Consider the following 23,027-nt stretch of genomic DNA (forward strand, 5'->3'; position numbering starts at 1 on the left):
CTGGCTGATAAGTAAGAGAGCTTAGCCTTTTCCACTACTTAATCAGTAGGTACTTATTTTACTAAACTTAGTCTTGGTATTTCTGACACTCTTGCGCTTCAATCTGTTGGAAATAACGCAATGTTTTTACTCGTAATTCCATTGTTGCAGGATCATCACACACTAAAATGGCTTTAGGGTGAAGTTGAACACAGGAAATCGTCCATAAATGGTTAACAGCGCCTTCTGTTGCAGCATGTACTGCTTGCGCTTTATTAAAACCAGTTGCCAAAATCATTAATTCTTCAGCATCTAATAATGTACCTACACCAACTGTCAGTGCATATTTAGGAACATGATTAACATTATTATCGAAGAAGCGTGAATTTGCTAAACGAGTGTCTTCTGTTAGCGTTTTCATGCGAGTACGTGAAGAAAGTGATGATGTTGGCTCATTAAATGCGATATGACCGTCGTTACCTACACCGCCCATAAACAAATTGATTTTGCCATAAGACTTAATTTTAGCCTCATAACGTTCGCATTCTGCTTGTGGATCTTCTGCATTACCGTTTAATAAATTGATATTTTCATCTTTAATATCAATATGATTAAAGAAGTTCTCATACATAAAAGTACGGTAACTTTGTGAATGATCTGATGGAATACCAACATATTCATCCATATTGAACGTTACAACGTGTTGGAAGCTGACTTTTCCTGCACGATGTAATTCAATTAACTCTTTATATGTCGCCAATGGCGTGCCACCAGTCGGTAAACCAAGCACGAAAGGGCGCTCTGCTGTTGGATTAAACGCATTGATCTTCTCAATGATATAATTTGCAGACCACTTACCAACTTGTTTTGCCGTGGATAGGGGGATTAACCTCATAGTAACCTCATAGAAAAAAGACAAATCTGATAACTCAGTAACGTGTTATTTTATCGTGTGATTATCAGTGGCTCATCTATACTCGTCATCCTTCAAGTTGCAGGGGGGTTGGCTACGCTCAGCTACCCGAATCACATACATGAGTATACTCATCGGGATATCTTTGCTTGTCGCCTACCTGCAACTCGAATGATTTAGAGTGTATAACACGAATTTCTTTTCATTTTTAGCTGATGATCGAAATGTCCCGCCAAAAGATATTTTTAATCATAAAATAAGCTTTCTGACTTAGCCAGCATTTCAGCTAAAAAATATACTATATTGGTGACTTAACTCACAAATTATGACTAATTAATTTGCGATACGAAATAAATTTTTTAGACTAAAAATGGAATTAAATAATTAGCTCATCAATTTTCTTATAAAATATGAATGAGTATGAATAAGATCCCAATATAGGGGCTATCCAAGGGGGAGTTTGTGAATATTTTAAGTTATCTGCAGAAGATAGGACGGGCGCTGATGGTGCCTGTTGCTACATTACCTGCAGCAGCAATTCTGATGGGGATTGGCTACTGGATTGACCCAGTAGGCTGGGGTAGCGATAACGCGCTTGCTGCCTTACTTATCAAATCTGGTGCTGCTATCATCGACAATATGTCAGTCTTGTTTGCCATTGGTGTTGCTTATGGTATGTCGAAAGACAAAGACGGTGCTGCCGCTTTAACAGGGTTTGTTGGGTTCTTAGTTGTGACAACACTTTGCTCTCCAGCAGCGGTGTCAATGATCAAAGGCCTACCTTTAGAAGAGGTTCCTGTTGCTTTTGGTAAAATAAATAACCAGTTTGTTGGGATCTTAGTTGGTGTACTTTCAGCCGAGCTTTATAACCGCTTCAGTAGCGTTGAGCTGCCTCGCGCACTGTCGTTCTTTAGTGGTCGCCGTTTAGTTCCCATTCTAACCTCGTTTTTAATGATCATCGTCGCCTTTATTCTGATGTATATCTGGCCTGTGATTTATGGCGGATTAGTTAGCTTTGGTGAAAGCATTAAAGATATGGGAGCATTAGGTGCGGGTATTTACGCATTCTTTAACCGTTTATTAATTCCAGTGGGCTTACACCATGCGTTGAACTCTGTATTCTGGTTTGACGTTGCTGGTATTAATGATATTCCTAACTTCCTAGCAGGTCAGCAAGCTATTGATTCTGGCTTAGCAACAGTGGGTGTTACAGGTCGTTATCAAGCAGGTTTCTTCCCAGTAATGATGTTTGGTTTACCGGGTGCAGCTCTTGCTATTTATCACTGCGCACGTAAAGAGCACAAAGCAAAAGTGGCTGGTATTATGATGGCGGGTGCGTTTGCCGCATTCTTCACAGGTATTACTGAGCCGCTTGAATTCTCCTTTATGTTCGTCGCACCAGTGCTTTATGTTATTCACGCATTCTTAATGGCGATTTCTGTTTATATCGCGGCAAGCATGGAGTGGATTTCAGGATTCGGCTTTAGTGCAGGCTTAGTGGATATGTTCTTATCTTCACGTAACCCACTGGCTGTTCATTGGTACATGCTGATTGTTCAGGGTATTGTTTTCTTCTTTATCTATTACGGTATTTTCCGTTTCACTATCACTAAATTTAACCTGAAAACACCAGGTCGTGAAGATGAAGTGACCGGTGATGAAACTGCTGATGGTTATGATGAAGATATCAAAACAGCGCCAGCAAATAGTAAAGAAGGTATTCAACAAGAAGCTCGCCAATATATCGCGGCTATTGGTGGTTCTGATAACTTAACGGGTATTGATGCTTGCATTACACGTTTACGTCTTAATGTAAAAGACTCTGGCGTTGTTAATGATGCATACGCAAAACGTTTAGGGGCTTCAGGCGTTATTCGCTTAAACAAACAAAGTGTTCAGGTGATTGTGGGTACACGCGCAGAGCTTGTCGCTAATGCAATGCGCGATGTATTAACACAAGGTCCTGTGCCTGCTTATGAAGGTGCTTCTGCTTCAACAGTTTCTACTGAAAAAGCACCCGTAAAACAAGCTAATGCCAATGCAAAAGTGTTACTTGAAATGATTGCACCTTTTGATGGTGAAGTGGTGGCATTAAAAGATGTGCCTGATGAAGCGTTCTCTAGTGGTGTTGTTGGCGATGGCGTAGCAATCAAACCAACCTCTAATATCGTGATGGCGCCTGCGACAGGTACTGTTGTTAAGATTTTTGATACAAACCATGCATTTTGTATTGAGACTGACAATGGTGTGGAAATCATTGTGCATATGGGAATTGATACCGTTGCATTAGGTGGTAAAGGCTTCAAGCGTTTAGTTGAAGAAGGTGCAGACGTTAAAGTTGGTCAACCTATCTTAGAATTAGATCTTGAATATCTGAACGCTAATGCCAAATCGATGATAAGCCCTGTTATTGTCAGCAATATCGATGATTTTGATAAGATTACTGAACAAGTTGCCGGTGTTGTGGTCGGAAATAAAACGGTTATCTACAAAGTGTTAAAATAAATTCTATATAGATATTTAATCCTCTATAAAGAGATGGTTAAATAAGACGATAAAACGGGGAGTCTTTCGAACTTCCCGTTTTTTTATCTCTATTTTGATAAATATCTCAGGGGTGTATTTAGCTAAGGTATTTATGAAACCTGCTTATTGGATTATAGTGGGTTAATTATGCGTTTTGCTTTGAGGAAAAAATGACCATGAATGAGGCAGATGCCCGCCCAACGAACTTTATTCGTCAAATTATTGACGAAGATCTGGCTACCGGGAAACATGATAGCGTTCAAACGCGTTTCCCACCTGAACCTAATGGCTATCTTCATATCGGCCATGCGAAATCAATTTGCCTGAATTTTGGTATTGCTAAAGATTATCAGGGAAAATGTAATCTACGTTTTGATGATACCAATCCAGTAAAAGAAGATATTGAGTACATCAACTCAATTCAAAAAGATGTTCAGTGGTTAGGTTTCCAATGGGAAGGTAGCATTCATTACTCCTCAGATTATTTTGATCAACTTTATCAATATGCGATTGAGCTGATTAATAAAGGCTTAGCTTATGTTGATGAGTTAAGTGCTGAAGAAATTCGTGAATACCGCGGTACATTAAAAGAGCCAGGTAAAAACAGCCCTTATCGCTCACGTAGCGTAGAAGAAAACTTAGCGCTGTTTGAAAAAATGCGTGCGGGTGGCTTTGAAGAAGGTAAAGCGTGTTTACGTGCGAAAATTGATATGGCATCACCTTTTATTGTTATGCGTGATCCTGTTCTTTATCGTATTAAATTTGCTGAACACCACCAAACTGGAAATAAATGGTGCATTTATCCAATGTATGATTTTACCCACTGTATCTCTGATGCACTGGAAAATATCACACATTCTTTATGTACTTTAGAATTCCAAGATAACCGCCGTTTATATGATTGGGTGCTGGATAATATCACTATCCCTTGTCATCCTCGTCAATATGAATTCTCACGCCTTAACCTTGAATATACAGTGATGTCAAAACGTAAGCTGAATCAGCTTGTGACAGAAAACATTGTGAATGGTTGGGATGATCCTCGTATGCCAACGATTTCAGGCTTACGTCGTCGTGGTTATACCGCAGAATCTATTCGTGAATTCTGCCTACGTATTGGTGTGACGAAACAAGAAAACAACGTCGAAATGGCAGCTTTGGAATCTTGTATTCGTGATGACTTAAACGAAAATGCACCACGCGCAATGGCGGTTATCGATCCAGTTCGTTTAGTGATTGAAAATATGCCAGAAGGTGAAGAAATTCTTGTTGCACCAAATCACCCAAACAAACCAGAAATGGGTACGCGTGAAGTACCATTTAGCCGTGAGATCTATATTGATCGCGCAGACTTCAAAGAAGAAGCAAACCGTCAATATAAACGTCTGGTGCTAGGTAAGGAAGTGCGTCTACGTAATGCTTATGTGATTAAAGCAGAACGTGTCGAAAAAGACGATCAAGGCGAAATTACGACCATTTACTGTACTTATGATGCAGCGACTCTAAATAAAGATCCTGCTGATGGGCGTAAAGTAAAAGGCGTTATTCACTGGGTAAGCATTCCACATGCTATTCCTGCTGAAATCCGTCTTTATGACCGTCTATTTAGCGTACCAAACCCAGCAGCAGAAGATGATTTCTTATCAACAATTAACCCTGAATCATTAGTTATTCGTGAAGGTTTTGTTGAACGTAGCTTAAAAGATGCTGCTATCGAAAAAGCGTATCAATTTGAGCGTGAAGGCTACTTCTGTGCTGATAAGCTTTCAACAGCGGATAAACTTGTGTTTAACCGTACTGTGGGCTTACGAGACACTTGGGCGAAGATTTCTCAGCAAGGTTAATTTGACGCATTTTAAGACACATTAGTACTTTAATGAATAAAATGCTCGGTAATTATTTATCGAGCATTTTTTTATCTGTTTTACATCTTAGTTTGGATGATTTTTCATCTATTGATATTAAACATTTACTATTCTTAATTTGATTAGTCTTTCGTTTTTTCTTTTTTAGGTGATAACTTTTCATTTATTTCATTTGAAATAGTTTATTCACTATCACTTTATTCTTTTGTTTTTTCATACCATCACGCTAAATAAAACTGTAATAAGAAAAGTGTGATTAATACCGCCTATTTCACACTGTTAAAAAAGATCATTTATAAGTACTGCTTATTATTCCTTTCTATAAAAACGAAATTTCATATCATTTAAAGATTGTTTTATAAAATACATTTAAATCAACTAATTATGATTACTTTTAGTCAATAATTATAAAAGTAAGAAAATGAAACGATCATTTGGTTATGTGTCCTTTGTCATATTTTGATAAAAATTCTTTTTTTTAGGTTGATAATTCGCGTCGCGAAAAATATGCTGTTTCTAACCTAATTTAGGTTTTTTCCCCACTTGGGGTTTTATATTTGGAAATAGGCATTGTGCTTATTTCTTTTTTAGTCAAAGTCAAAGAGGAAACAATGCTATGGTTATGCAACATGCTAAACCAGGCAGGGTGGCACTTGCCGTTATGGGCGCATTGCTTGTAACTGCACTACCTGCAAAAATGTCTCATGCTGAAGGGTTTATTGACGACTCAACCTTAACAGGCGGTCTTTTTTATTGGCAACGTGACCGTGATAGAAAAGAGTTAACACCAAATAGCCCTGATTACGGCAAATACAAAGCTAACTTACACCATTCTACTTTCAACGCTAATTTAGATTTCTCATCAGGCTACCTTGGTGATTTTATTGGTATTGATTTAGCTGCTTTTGGCGCAGCTGAATTGAATAACAGTGGCCCAGCTGCACCTAATGAAATCGGTTTTAGTGATGCAAAAAGTCGCTGGGATGAAAAATGGACTGGCGATCGCAGTGGCATGAGTGTTTATAAAGCGGCTGCGAAATTCAAATTAGGCAATTTCTGGGCTCAAGGTGGATATATTCAACCTAAAGGCCAAAGCTTATTGCGTCCACATTGGAGCTTCTTACCGGGGACTTATCGCGGTGCTGAAGCGGGTGCAGTTTTCGATTTCGATAAAAGCGGTGAATTATCTTTCTCATATATGTGGACGGATGAATATAAAGCACCATGGTATCGGAATATGTATAACTTCCGTAAAGCTGATCTAGAAACTAATATCAGCTATCTTCACTCTTTTGGCGCCAAATATGATTTTAAAAACAGCCTAGTGTTAGAAGCTGCATTTGGTCAGGCCGATGGTTATATCGATCAGTATTTTGGCAAAGTTTCTTATGATTTTCCAATTGCTGACAATGCATTAAGAACGTCTTACCAATTCTACGGTGCTAAAGATAAAGTTACCGGCGGTGGTGTTAATGACGTTTATGATGGGTTGGCATGGTTACAAGCACTGACTTTTGGTTATACCTACAATGTATTTGACTTCAAAGTAGAAGGAACGTGGGTTAAAGCTGAAGGTAATCAAGGTTATTTCTTACAACGTATGACTCCAGGCTGGGCAACCTCTAACGGTCGTCTTGATGTTTGGTGGGATGGTCGTTCTGACTTTAACGCCAATGGAGAAAAAGCACTTTATGCTGGCGTTATGTATGATCTGAAAAACTGGGATCTGTCAGGTTGGGCTGTCGGTACTTCATATATTTACGCATGGGATGCGAAACCAAGTGGTAAAGCCGTTTATGACCAAGGTCAGCGTATCAGAGAAAGTGCATGGAATGCGGATATTATGTATACGGTTCAAGAAGGTCGCGCTAAAGGTACTCTCTTTAAGCTTCATTATACCCGTTACGATAACCACTCCGATATTCCAAGTTATGACGGTGGTTTTGGTAATATCTTCCAAGATGAAAAAGACGTTAAGTTTAACGTGATAATGCCATTCACTATTTTCTAATATCAGCATAAGGATAAAGTGTATTAATTGCACTTTATCCTGAATAAAACTAAAAAAGCTAAATACGATTACGATAAGTAAAAATAAGTAGTAGAAAGATAGAGATGCATTAATTAAGAAGAACCTTACAAATAAGCCTCGTTAATAAAGTGAAGTTGTCAGCTGCAGTAGTAAGAAGTAGAAGAGTCGAAGTAAAGAGTCGTTTTAAAATCGCAGTATGTAGTAAAAGTAATGTAGTAAAAGTAATGAAGTAAAGTCGTCATGTCATGTCGTCTGAGATAAATGTGAGTGGGTTATGTTTATCTCCTGTGCTTCAGTTATTTCGCAGAATTTGCGTAAGGTATTTACCCTAAGTAAAGGCAGTCAGAGTGGGTATCGTAGTGGGGGTAAATACCTTTATTTTTTCATTCCTTTCTTTTTCGTCCTTTTCATCCTTGTACGTTTTTTTATTCTATGGCAAATTTCTTGCCATTCATTTTATCTCACCTTATTTATTATTCTGCATTGAAGGCTGTTCGATAATGCGAGTTTTCAGGAAGAAACATGTTAAAGCGATTGGATGATTTTTTATTAGAACCACCATTGAAGCCCTTTAAAGGTATAAAACGATTTGTTGTTGAATTTCTCTTTTTTGGTGTGAAAGAGGCACGTTCTTGTTTATTTGCAGGATTTTTCTTTTTTATTTTATTTGCAACACCAAGCAACGGTGTTTTTGGTATACCTCGTTATGATGTGCTTCTTATTCTCGCTATCGCTTTTCAATTATGGATGGTGTGGGGAAAGTTAGAAACATGGGATGAATTAAAAGCGATTTGTTTTTTCCACATTGTTGGTTTTGTGATGGAGTTATTTAAAACATCAGCGGCAATTGGTTCATGGAAATACCCTGATTTTGCTTACACGAAATTGTGGGAAGTCCCATTATTTACAGGCTTTATGTATTCGGCTGTGGGGAGTTATTTAATTCAAGCATGGCGTTTTTTAAAGGTACGAATTGAACATTATCCACCTTATTGGCTGGCAACATTGGTTGCACTTGCGATTTATATTAATTTCTTTTCTCATCATTTTATTGGTGATTATCGTTGGTATTTAACGGCCTTTATTTTAGGTCTTTATGCTCGTAGTGTGGTTTATTTTACGCCTTATGATACAGAGCGAAAAATGCCCTTATTACTTGCTTTTATTCTGATTGGTTTCTTTATTTGGCTTGCTGAGAATTTTGGTACGTTCTTCGGTGTTTGGCAATATCCAAACCAAATTGGTGCTTGGTCTGCCGTGCATGCAGGGAAGTGGGGCTCTTGGTCACTGTTAGTTATTGTTACTTTTACGATAGTGGTGCATTTAAAACATATCAAACACAGTATTAGTGTGACGAAGTGAATTGATATAGCTTATGTTATCTTTAAGGTGACGTCATTACACGATAATATTGAGGTTCATAGCGGGAGCCAATAAAAAAGGAACTGTTCACAGTTCCTTTTTTTTACTGAGAGATTATCCAGAATGAATTATTTCTCATCATGTGCGTGGCTATCTTCTTTACAATTACCTTCAGCACAATGGCCATATAAATAAAGGCTATGATTGGAAAGTTTGATACCATGACGTTCAGCGATATTTCTTTGGCGTAATTCAATTGCATCGTCTGTAAACTCAATAACTTTGCCACAATCAAGACAAATTAAATGGTCATGATGGTGTTGTTGAGTTAATTCAAATACTGATTTACCACCTTCAAAATTATGTCGGGTAACAATACCAGCATCATCAAATTGGTTTAAGACGCGATACACTGTTGCCAGACCAATCTCTTCACCGATATCGATAAGTTTTTTGTAGAGATCTTCAGCACTGACATGATGGCACTCAGGATCCTGGAGCACTTCCAAGATCTTTAAGCGAGGAAGTGTAACTTTTAACCCAGCATTTTTTAACGCTTTATTATTGTCGGTCATGCGGATTTAATCCTGTTGCTAATGGTGAATTTAATTTTTGTGCTCACAAATGGGCTTTATTCATTAATACTCGGGTGAATAAATAACCTCATTGATTATAGGCATGATATTTAAAAATAAACACCCCACCTATCACACTATCTTAGCACACCATTGAATAATTATCATTCTCAATATTGAGTATTTATATTATCCCAAAATTTCGTCTAGGCTCATTTCTTCTTTGATTTGAGCAACCCAAGCGTCAACACGCTCTTCGGTTAATTCTGGTTGACGATCTTCATCAATCGCAAGACCGATAAAATGATTATCATCTGCAAGCCCTTTAGAGGCTTCGAAATGATAACCTTCGGTTGGCCAATGTCCTACGATAACTGCACCACGAGGTTCAATAATATCGCGGATAGTACCCATTGCATCACAGAAATATTCTGCATAGTCTTCTTGGTCACCACAACCAAATAGTGCAACAAGCTTACCATTGAAATCAATATCTTCTAGTGTTGGGAAAAAATCATCCCAATCACATTGTGCTTCACCATAATACCAAGTAGGAATACCTAGTAACAGAATATCGAACGCTTCGATGTCTTCTTGACTGGATTTTGCAATATCATGAACTTCGGCATTATCAGCGCCCAGTCTTTCTTGAAGCATTTTGGCAATATTTTCAGTGTTGCCAGTATCACTGCCGAAGAATATTCCTATGATTGCCATAAAGTGAGATAACCTCTTTTATTCTAAATTCGTTATATTTCAAATTGTAGCGTTATTGACTACGTATATTTCCACAAGTCACATACTTCTTGTATGTTTCTAGTGATTCATTCACTTGTCACCTAGCTACACTTCAAAATATTTAGAGTATATTTGTCTGTGTTTGAACAATTACTAGTGAAAGATAAGCATTGTGTTTTCATAATAGAAAACTAAAAACGTATTTTGACGAAAATAGCAGGCTAATTCTGTCGAATTTGTGTGGTTTATCTGCTAACTATTCTTGTTTTGATGCATTTTTAAGGCGTTATTTTGCGCCAATTGCTCTAGTAATATTTCTTCAATAAGTTCACTACGACTGACGTTTCTTTCTGTCGCCAACTCATTGAGAGCATTTACAGCATCTTCATTTAATTTTAACTCAACTCGACGTAAACCATTAACTCTGTCACGTCTTAATTGATTGCGTTTATTAATTCTAAGCTGTTCATCCCGAGAAAGCGGGTTTGTTTTAGGTCGCCCAGGTCTGCGTTCATCTGCGAACAAATCCAGTGTGGTGCGATCAGTTTGTTCTTTTGCCATAAATTTTGCTGTGAAAGGGCGTATACCAATGACTCAATTGCGAAACGCCCAATAATACCCCACATAGTGATGTCTCGCCACTGCTTCCTGAGTTTAACTTATTGTGATTTGGTCTTTTTATCAACAGACGCTATTTTTAAGCACAATAATTATACATTCTACTAAATTATCATTTTTCAGTGACGTTATTTTAAGCTGTTAAGTTTATTAACTAAGCTTTCTCTAAAAAACGACGAATAGTCTTAATAACGGTATCTGGCTTTTCTGAATGTACCCAATGCCCTGTATTTGCGACAACAAAGGCGGTCGCGAGCGGAAATTGACGAGCGATGTTTTCACGATACTCATCTAAAATGTAAGGTGATAAACCGCCACGAATAAATAATACAGGATGATGCCAAGCAGGCACCTCTTGCCAGCCAATAATATCTGAATAAGCATTTTTTATTGCAGGTAAATTAAATAGCCACTCACCATTTTTGAATGATTTGAGTAAAAATTGGATCACACCTTCCTCTTTAATAAAAGGACGCATGATTTCCACAGCATCTTGACGACGTGTGACTTTAGCTTCTGTTACGGCTTCAAGCGCTGCAAAAATTTTGTCATGGCGGCGAACGTTATAAGTAACGGGTGACATATCAATCACAACAATATTTGCAATACGTTCGGGAGCTAATGCTGTCATCGCCATCGCAATTTTGCCTCCCATTGAGTGCCCAATAATAATGGCTTTTGAGATAGTTAAACTGTCAAGCAATGCGAGCACATCTTGCGCCATATCTTGATAATTCATACTTTCGCTATGAGGAGAGTGTCCATGGTTACGCACATCAATTTGTATCACGGTATTATCTTGACGAAGTGCACGACCTAAAACACCTAAATTATTGAGATCACCAAAGAGGCCATGGATCAAGACGATAGGTAAATTAGATACAGGTGTCGTTTCAGGTTGGTGTAATTGATAATTTAGTAATGTATTGAGTTTCATATTAATGACCAAGATGATTGCGATTTTCTTCTATGATGACATGCACAAGATGCTAAGCCAACTTATCGCAATAATATGAAAGAGTAATGAAGTTCAGAAATAATTGATAAGATAAATTTATAAAAAACCATAAAAATGCCATTATCTAGATGTATGCTCCAAACTTATTTAAAAAGTTGAAATCTTGACATTGCTCAAAAATAAATAATTAGAATTTTATATTATTTGGGGGCTGGGATAGTGTGATATAGCGGCGTTTAAAACTGAATTTGTGTGAATAAGTTCAAAGAATAGAAGATGATACCAAGATAAACAATAGGATAAATACCGAGCTTAGCCTTTAAAATGGCAGGATCTTGAATAGATCCTCTTTAAGTTATTGAAATTTTGCCTATTTTGTTTTTAAAGATTATATCTTATAATCCTAATTACTTTTTTTTGAAAATAGTACTGGGTAGCAATGAAAAAGATAGAAATTGATGACGAACTTTACCGCTATATTGCTAGCGAAACTAGACATATCGGTGAAAGCGCTTCAGATATTTTAAGGCGTCTACTGAAGCTCGATGCCAAACAGCCCGTACAACCAGTCGTTGTCACTGAGTCAGTACAAGTACCTGTTATTAAACAGGAAGCTGAACCTACACCTATAACACCAGCTATTACACCAGCAAAAAATCCGATCCGTGAAATGCGAGAACTGCTGTTATCTGATAGTTACGCAGAAAAAACAAAATCAGTTGATCGTTTTTTACAGATCCTTTCTACGTTATATAGCCTAGATAGTGCTACTTTTACTCAATCTGCTGAAACAGTACATGGACGAACACGCATCTATTTTGCTGGTGATGAACAAACATTACTCGATAGTGGACGTCATACAAAACCGCGCCATATTTCAGGCACGCCGTTTTGGGTTATCACTAACTCAAACACAGAGCGCAAGAGAACGATGGTACAAAGCATCATGCAGGATATGCAATTCCCTGCAAATGAGATTGATAAGGTGTGTGGAACTATCTAACCACTATTGTTAATTGATGCATTGCAAAGGCTTTTGTTTAAAGCGTGATTGTGATGTCAAATAGGAGAAGATTTGTGGCAATTCATCCAAGAGCAGGGCAGCATACTCGTCAAAGTGATCTGATTAATGTGGCGCAATTAACGTCTCAATATTATTCACTTAAACCACAAGCTAGCAATAACGCTCATCGTGTGAAATTTGGTACATCTGGTCATCGTGGAAGTGCAAATCGCCATAGCTTTAATGAAGCACATATTCTGGCAATTGCGCAGGCTATTGCTGAAGTACGTGCTAAGAATGGAGTAACAGGGCCATGTTACGTGGGTAAAGATACCCATGGACTGTCAGAGCCTGCATTTATTTCTGTTTTAGAAGTACTTGCTGCCAATAAAGTTAAAGTGATTATTCAAGAAAATAATGGCTATACACCAACACCAGCAGTCTCTTTTTCTATTTTGACATACAACGAAGCACATCAAGATATTGCTGATGGTATCGTGATCACTCCATCTCATAATCCACCCGAAGATGGCGGTATTAAATATAATCCATCAAATGGTGGACCTGCTGATACCGATTTAACTTCAGTGATTGAAAAACGTGCCAATGAACTGCTTGAGAACAATTTAGCAGGGATCAATCGTCTTTCTTATGATGAAGCATTAGCAAGTGGTTATATTCAAGCACAAGACTTAATTATGCCTTATGTCAAAGCGTTAGGTGACGTTGTTGATATGCAAGCAATTAAGAAAGCGGGCTTAAAATTAGGTGTTGACCCATTAGGTGGTTCAGGCATTGAGTACTGGAAACGTATTGGTGAGTATTATGATCTTGATCTTGAATTAGTTAACGATCAAGTTGATCAGACATTCCGTTTTATGACACTTGATCACGATGGTGTTATTCGTATGGACTGTTCATCACCATGGGCAATGGAAGGCTTATTACAATTACGTGATAAATTTGATTTAGCCTTTGCTAACGATCCTGATTACGATCGCCATGGTATTGTGACACCTTCTGGTTTAATGAATCCTAACCACTATTTAGCGGCTGCAATTAACTATCTTTTCCGTCATCGTCCACAATGGGCTAAAGATGTAAAAGTGGGTAAAACACTGGTTTCAAGTGCAATGATTGACCGTGTTGTAGCAGATTTAGGTCGTGAATTAGTTGAAGTGCCTGTTGGCTTTAAATGGTTTGTTCAAGGCTTATTTAGTGGTGAGTTTGGCTTTGGTGGTGAAGAGAGTGCAGGGGCATCTTTCTTACGTTTTAATGGTAAACCTTGGTCAACTGATAAAGACGGTATCATTTTATGTCTGTTGGCTGCTGAAATGAAAGCAGTAACAGGTAAAGATCCGCAAGAGCATTACAACGAATTAGCGCAACGTTTTGGTTCACCAAGCTATAACCGTATTCAAGCATCAGCAACCCATGAACAAAAAGCGTTGTTATCACGTTTATCACCTGAAATGGTGACTGCAAGCACCTTAGCAGGTGATCCAATTACTGCACGTTTAACACATGCATCAGGTAATGGCGCATCTATTGGTGGCTTAAAAGTAATGACCGATTACGGTTGGTTTGCGGCTCGTCCTTCTGGCACTGAAGAAGCCTATAAAATTTACTGTGAAAGCTTCCGTGGCCCTGAGCATCGTGAATTAATTGAAAAAGAAGCCATTGAAATAGTAAATAATGTTTTTGCTAACAAATAAGTTAGTACAATAAACTATTTATATAGAATACACTCTACCTAAAGGTAGAGTGTATTTTTTTAATTATTGAATATTTTTAGATCACAGCATTGATATCCATCATTGAGGTTGATTTAGAATTAAAAATAGAGTGGATAATCAATACAATGCAAAATAATTTCGTTTTACGAAGTGTACGTTACATGCTGGACCTAAGTGATGCACATGTTGTTGAAATCATGAAACTGGCTGATTTCACAGTCACAAAAGAGTTAGTAAATAGTTGGCTGAAAAAAGACGATGAGCCTGAGTTTGTTGAGTGTGACGATAATGCGATGGGGCATTTTTTAAATGGTCTAATTTTTTATCGTCGTGGCAAAGATGAGAATTTTCCAGCACCTGAAGTTGAAAAACGTATAACCAATAATATTATCTTAAAAAAACTGCGTGTCGCTTTTGAGTTAAAAGATGTTGATATTTTAAAGATTTATGAGCTTGCAGACTTTCGTGTTTCTAAGCCAGAACTCAGTGCAGTATTCCGTAAGCCTGGACATAAAAACTATCGTAACTGTGGCGATCAACTCGTGAGATATTTCCTTAAAGGGTTAACCGAAACCCTACGCGGTAAAGGTAAAACAGTTAAGAAATAAGTTTAGGGTATTTTAAGATATAAAATTCTCTATTTATTAAATAATACCCCAAAATTGGTTTTCGATTTTGGGGTATTTTTTTATGGTATTAACTGGCGAAAGAATAAATTTACTGCTAATGTTGTATTACTAAGTAATACAATGTAGGAAGGATTTATGGCTCGAGTAACTAGTGTGACTTTGGGTGAACACTTTAATGGCTTTGTTGGTGAAATGATCAACTCAGGACGTTATGGAAATACCTCTGAAGTAATAAGAGACGCTTTACGTATGATGGAAATAAGAGAAGAACGGATCCAAATAGTTCGTAAAATGGTGCTAGATGGTGTGAATTCACCAGAAAGTAAAAATAACATGGATGATATTTTTGCAAGAGCTGAAAAGGATTTAAATGTATAAACTTTCTGAGTTAGCAGAAGAAGATATTTATCAAATTGCGCGTTATACCATACAGCAATTTGGTGTAATTCAGGCAAAGAAATATCATGATGACTTGAAACGGACATTTGAGCTACTTGCTAGCGCACCCTGGATTGGGCGAGAGTGTAGTTGGGTGTGTAATGGTATGAGACGATTGGAGTTTAAAAAACACTCAATCTATTATCTACCAAAGAATAATACCTTATTTATTGCTCGCCTTATTCACCATTCAATAGATGTTGATTCTCTTGATTTTCCTGAATAAATATTTAATTATTCACTGTTCAATATATTGTTCATCATAATACTATTTAGCAGTAAACCCCATTCTCGAATATCTCATATCTCCTCACTGATTTGATTTTTTCCCGTTTTGATAATATGAAGCAAAGATTATTTATTGCTAACTTAATTAAGTAAAAATACCGATCTTACTTTGTTAATAATTATGTCATTTTTGTTTCTTTTTTTGTTTTGATTGTGTAATTTAATTACATATCAAGCAAAATAAAGGTGATTTTTCGCACGAATTAAGTGGTCTGATCAGTAGTAAAATTTCATCAAATGAGGTAAAATTTCAGTCATCAAATTAATCTCTATACAGGAGAGCACTATGCCAGCTTATAACGAATATACAAAAAAACATGTTTTAGCCCGTCGTACTGGTGCTGTTGCGCTAGGTGTTGTGGCATTTCCTGTTATGATTTTTCATCCTAAACGCGCACAATTTTATAGCTATATACACCGTGTATGGTCTAAAACAAGTGATAAACCCGTTTGGTTGGCAAAATCAGAAGTGGCACTAAATAGTCACAAATAACAGAATATTAAGATAACGCCTGCAAAAATAGGCGTTATTCTTATCCCTCTTTAAGCACTTTTTTGGTGCTACCTTCTTGTTTTTCCTTATCTGTAAATAACCTTCAATTTTTACGTTACAATAAACAGTAATGAGTCATTTAAACGAAGGCGATTCATCTATTGCTATTTATCTTATTGTTAGATAAATAGTGGCATTCGTGATAACAGGGAAATAAATGAAATGAAGAATACTGATCTGGAATTAGTGATTAATGAGAAGTTAAGCATTGAAAACTTTCAAGATTATGCACCTAATGGACTTCAAGTCGAAGGACGCCCTCATATTCAAAAAATAGTAACGGGTGTAACGGCAAGCCAAGCATTACTTGATGAAGCTGTACGATTAAACGCTGATGCAATTTTAGTACACCATGGTTACTTTTGGAAAAATGAGCCTGTTGTTATTCGCTCAATGAAGCGTAACCGTTTAAAGACATTACTTTGTAATGACATTAATCTTTTTGGTTATCACTTGCCGTTAGATGCTCACCCAATCTTAGGTAACAACGCTCAGTTAGCGTTAAAAATGGGTGTTAAAGTTGAAGGTGAAATATTACCTTTAGTGCCTAAAGGTGTGTTTGATTTACCTTTAACACCTCTTGAATTAAAAGCACGTTTAGAAAAAGCATTACAACGCAATGTATTGCATTGTGGTGATAATGCACCTGAAACTATTCGTAATATTGCTTGGTGTACAGGCGGTGGACAGGGCTTTATTCAAGATGCAGCAGAGCAGGGGGTGGATGCTTTTGTGACTGGTGAAGTTTCGGAACAAACTATTCATATCGCAAGAGAAATGGGTGTCCATTTTTTTGCAGCGGGACATCATGCGACAGAGCGTTATGGTATTAAAGCATTAGGTGAATGGCTTGCTCAAACACATCACTTTGATGTGACATTTGTCGATATTGATAATCCAGCATAAGCCTATTTATTCTTATCCTATAAGCTATCTCTCTAATTAAAGAGAGATAGTTTTTTTCTTATTACTACTCATTAAGCTGAATGGGTAATGGGCTTTGTAATTGTTGCAGATTATCGCATAGCCAAATTAACTGTAATAAAGCTTGTGGATCTCGTGTCGTTAATGTCAGATAACGAGCTAATTGGTTGGCAATTAATGTCATTCCTAAATCGTCAGCAGTATGCTTGCTTATCTCTAACTGCTCTTTTTGCATTTCAGAAAGCAATGCTCTCCCAGTACATGCCTGGGCTTCTAATACTGACAAAATAGGGCGACAGAATTTTTGTGCCAAGGTCGGCTCACTGTGATGCATCGCCGTTTGTTGTTTACGTTTAGCCATATATTCTTGAATACGACTAATAAACTCAGACTGTTTTTTCTTACGCGGAAATTGGTCAAAATCGAGATAAAACAGTTCAATGCCTTTTGTCGTTTTAAGCCAAATGGTCGTTGGCAATAAATCCATATTTAAATCACGTCGAACAGGCTGTACCGTGACTGCAACTATCTCTAATTCTCGTTTAGTGAGATAACGTAATTCTTCCAGATTATTTTGCATCGTTCCTTCCCAATAAAGACGTAAGAAGGCTGAATTGTCATGATTATCTGAAACATCCCAAATAACGCACTGCTCTATTTCATACCAAATTAATGGCTTATAGCTTTTGATATGTAAGACGAGAGGCGAAAGAAATCCTTCAGGTTGATTAGCAAAATAGTCCGGCAACGCTTGCCAATTGTTGATCCCTAATTCAGTTTGTAGATTTTGGTAATCCGTAATATCAAGAAAATCAGTTTGGCTTTGTGCAAAACTTTCGCCAATAGTCGCCAGTTTTCCTTCATCAGAAATACGAGGCTCTTGTAATAAAAAAGGGCGGCGCATTAACTTATCGGATGTTTGTTTCCATAACGATAAACTATTCCAAACACTATAACGGTTAAACAGAGTATCAAGTTGATTAGGGCGTGCTTGTGTCGCTTGTAAGAGCTGCTTCTCTTTTCTATCCCAAAAGGTAAAGGTTGCTCCTAATGCACCACTTTGTGCTGTCCACCAGTTTGCACCAATTGGAATAAGCGAGAGACTCGTTTTTTTATCGTCATATTGACGACGAAGTTGTCCTCGTAATACTTTTAACTGTTCAGGTGTCGCATTGGATAATTGGAATAGATAGGCTGAAATATGAGCTAATAAGCGCAAGACATTGCTTTCATCCATAGTGAAATGTCTTTCTGCTAATAGTTTGACTTGGGTGCTTAATGTTCGTAAATAAGACGCTAAACGAGGTAAACCCTCTGCTCGAGCCGACATATTCAATAAGTGCAACTGTGTGGCACTGCTTAAGCTGATATGTGATAACCCTTGGCGTAAGAGATCATAAATAAACTGTTCAATGGTTGTTATTAACGCTGACTCTTCATCATTAAGAGGGCGTTTTGAAGATTGCACAATGATTAAATCTTCAGGCCAAACCCAAGGTTGAGCATGTTGTTCAAATATTTTAGCCACAATAGCAAGGTGGAATGCTTTTTTCTGTGAGTCAGAAAAAGGCGATAACATGCCATCGTAACCACTACCTTGTAAGAAAATAACCGGCTCTTCAACATCAGGGAGTTGAATTTTTAACTGTGTCCCTGTGTCTTCTAAATTTAATGTTGTCGTTTCCCACTGCTCAACTAATTTAATGGCCGCACGACAGGCTGATTTTCCGGCTTTTTTGATTAAGACTTCCGGCTCAAGAGCAAATAGCGTGGGTAACAGAGGGGCGATTTCAACCTGTTCAGTAATGGCTTCTGATGATGCTTCACCACTCTTATCGTTATTTGAATTATCAGCACTATTATTGGCTTGTAGCCATAAAACGGCAGCTAAAATATGTTTACAACAACCTGATGCCGAACAATCACAACTGGCTTGTTGGATCCCCGCTTCATGTAAAACAACATTTTGTCCATCACTACTAAACTGCCCTGTATTGGCATCAGTGAGTGAAACTTTTTCGTTATCAACATCTTTTTTTGCGCGTCTTAATAATCCTGCATTAGCAAATACAGTGAGCGCATCTTCATCGTAATGAAAGTAAACAGTTTGCCAACTCATTGCATTACCTCTGCCAACCATTGTGCGAAATGTTCAGGTGTTAACGCTGCAACTTGCATGCCTCTGTCTGCAAGTTTTTGTGCAATTGCAGAGTCATAAACAGGTTGAGCCTCATCATCAAGAGCCGCAAGCCCTAATAATTTAACTTGTTGGCTATTAAGGCGCTGTGTGCAATCTAATAAGCGATTTAAGGAGCCACCTTCTTCAAAGTCACTAATAAGTGAAATAACCGTACGTTTAGGATTTTTAACTAAGCTTTCGCAATATTGCATTGCACCTGCAATATCCGTACCGCCCCCTAATTGTACCGTCATTAAAACTTCAACGGGATCGTCTGCTAAGTGCGATAAATCGACAACTTGGGTATCAAAAACCACTAAAGAGACATTAACAGCAGGTAATGAAGCTAAAATACTGGCGCAAACAGCGGCATACATAATTGAGCTAGACATTGACGCACTTTGGTCAACACAAAGAATAACATCCCATGGAAAGTGCTGTTGCATCCGTGAGTTAAAATAAGGTGTTTCAATAACTAAACGACGATTTTGGGTATCGTAATGTTTTAAGTTTGCAGCGATGGTTGCGCGCCAATCAAAGTTGCGACTGTTAGGCACCAAAGAGCGTCTAAAGCGATTACGACGTCCCGTTAATGATTGGCGAAAGTTATTGCGAATTTGACGTAAAATATCATCAACCACTTGACGAATAATGGTTTTAAGCGCATCTCGTGTTTCTTCACTCATTCGCCCACGTAAGCTTAATAATGTTTTAGCTAACGCTTTTGTTGGCTCCATCGCTTTTAACGTATTGGGATCTTTAAGAAAGCTACTAATTTGGTAGCGTTCAATTGCCTGTGATTGCATACGTTCAAATGTGCTATTAGGGAATAGCTTACGTGCTTGATTAAGCCAGTTCACCGCGGTGAGTTGAGAGGCATCGAGTGATCCATGACGTCCTCGTTCTTGGCGTAATCCTCGGCGTTGATATTCTCGGCGATAGAGAAAATCGAGCGTGCGCTCCACTTTTAAATCATCAGCATTAAAAGTAGCTTGCCCTAGAGCATCATCAGCATATTGCCCTAAAATCAGGCGCCAGCGTTTTGCTTGTTTTATTTTATCTTCAGGCATATCGTCATTATGCTGACTCATGAGTCGTATCTCCTTTCTCTATTTTCTTAGCATCAAACCAAGAAAGCATGCCTTGTTCCATTATTCGCTGTTGTAATTTTTGATTGAGTTTAGTGGCTTCAAGCATCTGTTTAGCACTAAATTCTGACTGCCACAAAGACAACGCTTGAGTATCTAAGCCAATATCATTGGCAATATATTGTGCAAGCTCTGCATTTTGTTTGGGATTAAGTTGGCTAAAGGCAAAACGCAGATCAGGTAAGATCTGAATAAATCGTTCTTCATCCCATTGCTGTAACAAGGTATTTAAGTGATCGACTAATAACGGTAAGCGAATAACTAGCTCTGGTGCAGTTCGCATCATCCCGACAAAATAACCAATGGCATGTTCGGGAGAACTGCCTGTGCTAAAGGTCGTATTTAGCGCGGTGACCAACGTATTTTCGTCAATATATGAACCTAAATAACGTAATGCATCTACCGCACCTTTTAATAAAGGCACGGTATCTAATTGACCATCAAGACGATTGAGTTGCTGATAGAAATCACTTTTATAATCATGCTGATTATTGAGTGATGGCATAAATTCAATCAATTCACGCAAAGAGAGTAGAGCTTGTAAATTGCTTTCTTGTTGTTGCTCATCACCTTGAGCCAGTTGTTCTAAACAAAAGAAAGCTTGAGGAATAACTTGATGTAGGCGATTTTCAAGTGAAAGCTCATCCGTAATATCAAGATATTGGCGACCTCGCCATAAATGGATCAGTTTATGTCCACATTGAGTGAGTGACTCAAGACGAAAATCTTGCTGAATATAGCTATCTAACAGTTTAAAGAGTGATGGTATGCGCTGGTGAAGCCCAATTAATGCTGCTTGGATTAATAACGTGACTGCACTTTGGCTTGAACGGCTTTGCCCTTGTTCTTCAAGCTGTTTTTCCATTGATAACAGTTTACTTAGGGCGATGGCTTCAAGTTGAGAGCCTTTCTCTGATAATGAAATCAGCTCGCCTTCCACATTGGGTGTCCAAGCGTATTGCCACTCTTCAAATAGCAGATCTAATTGATGACCAGAAAGAAAATCAGGGCCATTTACACGGTGTGCAAAATGGATCTCTAAGAAAGCCAATAAATGTAAAAAGCGACTTCTTAAGCGATGTTGCGGGTTACGGTAAACATCACATTTAGTGGTTTTTGCTAATGTATCATCCAGTTTGAAACGAAAAGCTTTAGCTCGTTCATAGGTTTCATTAACTAAAGGAGGCGTTGCTGTACCTAATGGAATTTTACCTAAGAGATAGCCTGAAAAGCAGGTTTTAATTTCAGTCCATAACTCGCTTTGGCTGTCATCTAAACTGCCCTTAATAAAGGCACTTTGTAAACCATCGAGTAAATCATAGCGACCTGTACCTGCATGATCTCTTAGTAAAGCGAGGCGTAAACTCTGCTCTGCTGCGAGTTTTACCGCTAAATAACTGGGTGGATTATCAAACTGTTTTTCTCTAATCGCTTGAGCCACAGAGCTTAGAAAAGCAATCCCCATTTTATTGCGATAAACTTGAGTTGGTTGTTTTGCCGCATCATTATTCTCTAATTTATCATGATGTTGTTGCATCAAACTTTGCCAGGCTTGTTGATAAAATGCGGGAGAAGGCATGCCTGAAGCATAACCATTAAGTGCATCTAATCTGTCAAAACTGTAGCGAATAAGCCAAGCTTGTTCATTTTCACCCATTTTTTGCATTTTAGTGAATTGCTTTTGTTCTGTGCTAGAAATGGCGAAAGATTGAGATTGTGAATGTGCTAGACCTTCAATTAATGCAAGGGTATGGAATCCCCCTGTGACGATTAAAATTTTGGCATTGGGCTCTTGCTGTTTGATGGCTTGAATATGAGTGAGCATATGTGCTTCACGTTGTGAAGAGCCTTCAGATCCAAGCACTTCAGGTTCATAATCAAGTCGTGCTAGTGCGCACCAAATAAAGGTGTCATTAAACAGTGTTTGCCAATCCGCTAAGGCTTCAATATTGCGTAATTCAAAAAGATGCTCCCAAACATCATCATGATCACGACAGTGGCATTTTTTGGCTAATTGCGCGATAAACTGGCTATGTGCTAAATAACGTTCTTTTTGTAAGCTACGACTCTGTGAATCACTATATTCTTCGTTATTAACTTGTGCAGCCCAAGGTAAATCGATAAAACGTGTTTTGGCATTGATGCGCAAACCACCCCGCAAAGCTTGCCATTCAGGCGAATATTCACAAAATGGAAAATAGGCAGAGTGCAGTGATTTCTCACGATCTTCTTGGTTTCCATCATTATGCAAATACTCTGCTTGTCCCATAATCGCAACAGGAGGCAGGGTATCTTTATCTGTTAGGCTAGGAATAAGCGAATTAAAAGTATCTGGGCCTTCAATTAAAATATAATCAGGTTTTACAGAATCAATTAATGATAAAACTGCATAAGCACAAGCAGGGCTATGGTGGCGTACAGGGGCAAAATAGAGATGTTGTTGCTGTAACGACGTCCATTTCAGTCGTGCTTGGTCAATTCTTTCTGGTAAAGGTATTGAAGGTAGCGTCACCGTGTCGATCCCTTTTCTGGGTGAAAAGGCAGAGTGAGTTAACTCTGCCTT

The 23,027-nt window shown here is 38.0% G+C and carries 19 protein-coding genes; 11 read left to right on the top strand and 8 right to left on the bottom strand.

Going from position 1 to position 23,027, the window contains the following annotated elements; translation table 11 throughout:
- Positions 1 to 67 precede the first annotated feature (67 nt).
- A complete protein-coding gene (gene nagB, locus ACWPWK_RS15345) occupies positions 68 to 874 on the bottom strand; it encodes a glucosamine-6-phosphate deaminase (protein WP_109374102.1) in 807 nt (268 codons plus the stop codon).
- A gap of 480 nt (positions 875 to 1,354) precedes the next feature.
- Here nagB and nagE point away from each other — a divergent pair, with 480 nt between their 5' ends.
- The 4 genes from nagE to ACWPWK_RS15365 all read left to right on the top strand — a co-directional run bounded on the left by nagE (position 1,355) and on the right by ACWPWK_RS15365 (position 8,677).
- Positions 1,355 to 3,397 carry an N-acetylglucosamine-specific PTS transporter subunit IIBC gene (nagE, locus tag ACWPWK_RS15350; protein WP_109374103.1) on the top strand — a complete coding sequence of 681 codons (2,043 nt, stop codon included), beginning with the start codon at positions 1,355 to 1,357 and terminating at the stop codon, positions 3,395 to 3,397.
- A gap of 197 nt (positions 3,398 to 3,594) precedes the next feature.
- Positions 3,595 to 5,262 carry a glutamine--tRNA ligase gene (gene glnS, locus ACWPWK_RS15355; RefSeq protein ID WP_109374104.1) on the top strand — a complete coding sequence of 556 codons (1,668 nt, stop codon included), beginning with the start codon at positions 3,595 to 3,597 and terminating at the stop codon, positions 5,260 to 5,262.
- Positions 5,263 to 5,899: 637 nt separating this feature from the next.
- On the top strand, positions 5,900 to 7,294 hold the full coding sequence (chiP, locus tag ACWPWK_RS15360; protein WP_109374105.1) for a chitoporin ChiP: 1,395 nt from the start codon (positions 5,900 to 5,902) through the stop codon (positions 7,292 to 7,294).
- A 543-nt stretch (positions 7,295 to 7,837) separates the two neighbouring features.
- A complete protein-coding gene (locus ACWPWK_RS15365; RefSeq protein WP_109374106.1) occupies positions 7,838 to 8,677 on the top strand; it encodes a DUF817 domain-containing protein in 840 nt (279 codons plus the stop codon).
- Between the two features lie 128 nt (positions 8,678 to 8,805).
- On the opposite strand, the gene fur is transcribed toward ACWPWK_RS15365, so the two are convergent.
- The 4 genes from fur to ybfF all read right to left on the bottom strand — a co-directional run bounded on the left by fur (position 8,806) and on the right by ybfF (position 11,545).
- The gene (gene fur, locus ACWPWK_RS15370) at positions 8,806 to 9,252 is read right to left on the bottom strand and encodes a ferric iron uptake transcriptional regulator (protein ID WP_023581171.1); all 447 of its coding nucleotides are present in this window, start codon (positions 9,250 to 9,252) and stop codon (positions 8,806 to 8,808) included.
- 189 nt (positions 9,253 to 9,441) lie between these two features.
- Positions 9,442 to 9,969, bottom strand: a complete 528-nt coding sequence (gene fldA, locus ACWPWK_RS15375) for a flavodoxin FldA (RefSeq protein WP_004244384.1) — start codon at positions 9,967 to 9,969, stop codon at positions 9,442 to 9,444.
- Between the two features lie 273 nt (positions 9,970 to 10,242).
- A complete protein-coding gene (gene ybfE / locus ACWPWK_RS15380; protein ID WP_109373935.1) occupies positions 10,243 to 10,551 on the bottom strand; it encodes a LexA regulated protein in 309 nt (102 codons plus the stop codon).
- A gap of 211 nt (positions 10,552 to 10,762) precedes the next feature.
- Complete coding sequence (gene ybfF, locus ACWPWK_RS15385) at positions 10,763 to 11,545, bottom strand: esterase (protein WP_109373936.1); 783 nt, start codon at positions 11,543 to 11,545, stop codon at positions 10,763 to 10,765.
- 460 nt (positions 11,546 to 12,005) lie between these two features.
- On the opposite strand from ybfF, the gene seqA reads away from it, so the two are divergent.
- The 7 genes from seqA (at position 12,006) to ACWPWK_RS15420 (ending at position 17,119) form a co-directional block, all read left to right on the top strand.
- On the top strand, positions 12,006 to 12,569 hold the full coding sequence (gene seqA / locus ACWPWK_RS15390; RefSeq protein WP_109373937.1) for a replication initiation negative regulator SeqA: 564 nt from the start codon (positions 12,006 to 12,008) through the stop codon (positions 12,567 to 12,569).
- Positions 12,570 to 12,643: 74 nt separating this feature from the next.
- Entirely contained in the window at positions 12,644 to 14,284 is a 1,641-nt protein-coding gene (gene pgm / locus ACWPWK_RS15395) for a phosphoglucomutase (alpha-D-glucose-1,6-bisphosphate-dependent) (protein ID WP_109373938.1), read from the top strand.
- Positions 14,285 to 14,430: 146 nt separating this feature from the next.
- Positions 14,431 to 14,913 (top strand): YehS family protein, encoded by a 483-nt coding sequence (locus ACWPWK_RS15400; RefSeq protein WP_098943871.1) that lies wholly within the window; start codon positions 14,431 to 14,433, stop codon positions 14,911 to 14,913.
- Positions 14,914 to 15,069: 156 nt separating this feature from the next.
- The gene (locus ACWPWK_RS15405; RefSeq protein WP_109373939.1) at positions 15,070 to 15,312 is read left to right on the top strand and encodes a type II toxin-antitoxin system ParD family antitoxin; all 243 of its coding nucleotides are present in this window, start codon (positions 15,070 to 15,072) and stop codon (positions 15,310 to 15,312) included.
- The gene (locus tag ACWPWK_RS15410; RefSeq protein ID WP_109373940.1) at positions 15,305 to 15,598 is read left to right on the top strand and encodes a type II toxin-antitoxin system RelE/ParE family toxin; all 294 of its coding nucleotides are present in this window, start codon (positions 15,305 to 15,307) and stop codon (positions 15,596 to 15,598) included. Before ACWPWK_RS15405 ends, ACWPWK_RS15410 begins: the two co-directional genes overlap by 8 nt.
- A gap of 348 nt (positions 15,599 to 15,946) precedes the next feature.
- Entirely contained in the window at positions 15,947 to 16,153 is a 207-nt protein-coding gene (locus ACWPWK_RS15415; RefSeq protein ID WP_036912074.1) for a YbfA family protein, read from the top strand.
- Between the two features lie 222 nt (positions 16,154 to 16,375).
- Entirely contained in the window at positions 16,376 to 17,119 is a 744-nt protein-coding gene (locus ACWPWK_RS15420) for a type 2 GTP cyclohydrolase I (RefSeq protein WP_109373941.1), read from the top strand.
- 64 nt (positions 17,120 to 17,183) lie between these two features.
- Here ACWPWK_RS15420 and ACWPWK_RS15425 read toward each other — a convergent pair whose 3' ends face one another.
- Genes ACWPWK_RS15425 through ACWPWK_RS15435 form a run of 3 tightly spaced genes read right to left on the bottom strand, consistent with a single transcriptional unit; the run spans position 17,184 to position 22,976 of the window.
- Positions 17,184 to 19,256, bottom strand: a complete 2,073-nt coding sequence (locus ACWPWK_RS15425; RefSeq protein WP_109373942.1) for an SWIM zinc finger family protein — start codon at positions 19,254 to 19,256, stop codon at positions 17,184 to 17,186.
- Entirely contained in the window at positions 19,253 to 20,407 is a 1,155-nt protein-coding gene (locus ACWPWK_RS15430) for a VWA domain-containing protein (RefSeq protein ID WP_109373943.1), read from the bottom strand. The genes ACWPWK_RS15425 and ACWPWK_RS15430 overlap by 4 nt, the downstream gene beginning before the upstream one ends.
- Complete coding sequence (locus tag ACWPWK_RS15435; RefSeq protein ID WP_109373944.1) at positions 20,394 to 22,976, bottom strand: DUF5682 family protein; 2,583 nt, start codon at positions 22,974 to 22,976, stop codon at positions 20,394 to 20,396. The genes ACWPWK_RS15430 and ACWPWK_RS15435 overlap by 14 nt, the downstream gene beginning before the upstream one ends.
- Positions 22,977 to 23,027: the final 51 nt, after the last annotated feature.

This window comes from Proteus sp. Marseille-Q3619 (genome assembly GCF_965283115.1).

Bases quoted from the DNA above. Each gene is read 5' to 3' on its own strand.
- nagB (WP_109374102.1), bottom strand. From the start codon at position 874: ATGAGGTTAATCCCCCTATCCACGGCAAAACAAGTTGGTAAGTGGTCT.
- glnS (WP_109374104.1), top strand. From the start codon at position 3,595: ATGAATGAGGCAGATGCCCGCCCAACGAACTTTATTCGTCAAATTATT.
- chiP (WP_109374105.1), top strand. From the start codon at position 5,900: ATGGTTATGCAACATGCTAAACCAGGCAGGGTGGCACTTGCCGTTATG.
- ACWPWK_RS15365 (WP_109374106.1), top strand. From the start codon at position 7,838: ATGTTAAAGCGATTGGATGATTTTTTATTAGAACCACCATTGAAGCCC.
- fur (WP_023581171.1), bottom strand. From the start codon at position 9,252: ATGACCGACAATAATAAAGCGTTAAAAAATGCTGGGTTAAAAGTTACA.
- fldA (WP_004244384.1), bottom strand. From the start codon at position 9,969: ATGGCAATCATAGGAATATTCTTCGGCAGTGATACTGGCAACACTGAA.
- ybfE (WP_109373935.1), bottom strand. From the start codon at position 10,551: ATGGCAAAAGAACAAACTGATCGCACCACACTGGATTTGTTCGCAGAT.
- ybfF (WP_109373936.1), bottom strand. From the start codon at position 11,545: ATGAAACTCAATACATTACTAAATTATCAATTACACCAACCTGAAACG.
- seqA (WP_109373937.1), top strand. From the start codon at position 12,006: ATGAAAAAGATAGAAATTGATGACGAACTTTACCGCTATATTGCTAGC.
- ACWPWK_RS15400 (WP_098943871.1), top strand. From the start codon at position 14,431: ATGCAAAATAATTTCGTTTTACGAAGTGTACGTTACATGCTGGACCTA.
- ACWPWK_RS15405 (WP_109373939.1), top strand. From the start codon at position 15,070: ATGGCTCGAGTAACTAGTGTGACTTTGGGTGAACACTTTAATGGCTTT.
- ACWPWK_RS15410 (WP_109373940.1), top strand. From the start codon at position 15,305: ATGTATAAACTTTCTGAGTTAGCAGAAGAAGATATTTATCAAATTGCG.
- ACWPWK_RS15415 (WP_036912074.1), top strand. From the start codon at position 15,947: ATGCCAGCTTATAACGAATATACAAAAAAACATGTTTTAGCCCGTCGT.
- ACWPWK_RS15420 (WP_109373941.1), top strand. From the start codon at position 16,376: ATGAAGAATACTGATCTGGAATTAGTGATTAATGAGAAGTTAAGCATT.
- ACWPWK_RS15425 (WP_109373942.1), bottom strand. From the start codon at position 19,256: ATGAGTTGGCAAACTGTTTACTTTCATTACGATGAAGATGCGCTCACT.
- ACWPWK_RS15430 (WP_109373943.1), bottom strand. From the start codon at position 20,407: ATGAGTCAGCATAATGACGATATGCCTGAAGATAAAATAAAACAAGCA.